Origin of the sequence: Roseicyclus sp. (genome assembly GCF_052168335.1) — a bacterium.
GTDB lineage: Bacteria > Pseudomonadota > Alphaproteobacteria > Rhodobacterales > Rhodobacteraceae > Roseibacterium.
Genome location: NZ_JBQLZP010000100.1, coordinates 1 through 1,554, shown reverse-complemented (window position 1 = coordinate 1,554; position 1,554 = coordinate 1). Strand labels below are relative to the sequence as shown.

The 1,554-nt window shown below is 71.2% G+C and carries 1 protein-coding gene; it reads left to right on the top strand.

What is annotated here, in order from left to right; translation table 11 throughout:
- Positions 1–1,474: carbamoyl-phosphate synthase large subunit (gene carB, locus ACTS11_RS03185; protein WP_442638896.1), on the top strand; the 1,474-nt coding region annotated here is incomplete at its 5' end.
- Between the last annotated feature and the right edge of the window lie 80 nt (positions 1,475–1,554).

The window sequence follows — 1,554 nt, the reverse complement described above, 5'->3', positions numbered from 1 at the left end:
GACGGTCTCGACCGACTACGACACCTCGGACCGGCTCTACTTCGAGCCGCTGACCTTCGAGCACGTCATGGAGATCCTGCGCGTCGAGCAGGAGCGCGGCACGCTCCACGGCGTGATCGTGCAGTTCGGCGGGCAGACGCCGCTCAAGCTCGCCAACGCGCTCCATGACGCGGGGATTCCCATCCTCGGGACGACGCCCGACGCCATCGACCTCGCCGAGGACCGCGAGCGCTTCCAGCAGCTCGTCCACCGGCTGGGGCTGAAGCAGCCCGAGAACGCCATCGCGACCACCGACGCGCAGGCCAAAGCCGCCGCCGAGAAGCTGGGCTACCCGCTGGTGATCCGGCCCTCCTACGTGCTCGGCGGGCGCGCGATGGAGATCGTGCGCGACGGCGCGCAGCTCGACCGCTACATCCGCGACGCGGTGGTGGTGTCCGGGCGGAACCCCGTCCTTCTCGACAGCTACCTCGACGGCGCGACGGAGGTGGACGTCGACGCGCTCTGTGACGGCGAGGCGGTGCATGTCGCGGGCATCATGCAGCACATCGAGGAGGCGGGCGTCCATTCCGGCGACAGCGCCTGCTCGCTGCCGCCGCACACCCTCTCGCAGGAGGTGCAGGACCGCATCATCGAACAGACCGAGGCGCTGGCGCGCGCGCTGAACGTCGTGGGGCTGATGAACGTGCAGTTCGCGGTGAAGGGCGAGGAGATCTACCTCATCGAGGTGAACCCCCGCGCCTCGCGCACCGTGCCCTTCGTCGCCAAGGCCACGGACTCGGCGATCGCCTCCATCGCCGCGCGGCTCATGGCGGGCGAGAAGCTCTCGGCCTTCCCCCGGGCCGAGCCGCACAAGCCCGTGGACGACGCGACGCCGATCATCCCGGGCGATCCCATGTCGCTCGCCGATTTCCGCACGCCCTGGTACTCGGTGAAGGAGGCGGTCCTGCCCTTCGCGCGCTTCCCCGGTGTCGACACGCTGCTCGGGCCCGAGATGCGCTCGACCGGCGAGGTCATGGGCTGGGACCGCACCTTCCCCCGCGCCTTCCTCAAGGCGCAGCTCGGCGCGGGCACCCGCCTGCCCGACGCGGGCACGGTCTTCATCTCGGTCCGCGACGGGGACAAGACGCCGATCCTCGTCGAGACGGCGACGATCCTGACCGACCTCGGCCTCTCGCTCCTCGCGACGCGGGGGACGGCGGCCTTCCTCAAGGCGCACGGCCTCGCCGCGGACGTGGTGAACAAGGCCTACGAGGGCGGGCGCTCCATCGTCGACATCATCAAGGACGGCGGCGTGCAGCTCGTGCTGAACACGACCGAGGGGGCGCAGGCGGTCGAGGATTCGCGCTCGATGCGGGCGGTGACGCTGGCCGACAAGATCCCCTACTTCACGACGCTGGCCGCAAGCCACGCCGCCGCGCTCGCCATGCGCGCCGCGCGGGAGGGGGAGCTGGGGGTGCGAAGCTTGCAGGCGTGAGGGACCCGGAGCCTCCCGGGGTGCCACCGCTCGGGGGCAAGGCGCGATTTCCCCACTTCCCCCACCCCCCCTCCCCCGCC